Annotated in this window: 1 protein-coding gene; it reads right to left on the reverse strand. The window is 65.0% G+C overall.

What is annotated here, in order from left to right; translation table 11 throughout:
• The coding region (locus tag FQ668_RS28290; protein WP_144180892.1) for a hypothetical protein at window positions 1-234 on the reverse strand (234 nt) is incomplete at both ends.

Raw genomic sequence — 234 nt, forward strand, 5'->3', positions numbered from 1 at the left:
CCTTGACCCGTTGCGCCACCTCTAGCAGCGCCGGGTAGTCACCGGCGGTGTTGATCACCAACTGGAACGGCAGGCCCTCGCCGGTGCCGGGCAGCGACGGCAGGTTGAAACCGAAGATCTGCAGGCCGCCGATCTGTTCGAGTTCGGCCTGTACCAACGGCAACAGCTGCATCTGCGTGCGCTCGCGTTCGTTCCAGGGCTTGAGCAGGAAGCCGCCGATACCGCTCTGCACAC

It is taken from the genome of Pseudomonas sp. Kh14 (genome assembly GCF_900291005.1).
Taxonomy (GTDB): Bacteria; Pseudomonadota; Gammaproteobacteria; order Pseudomonadales; family Pseudomonadaceae; genus Aquipseudomonas; species Aquipseudomonas alloputida.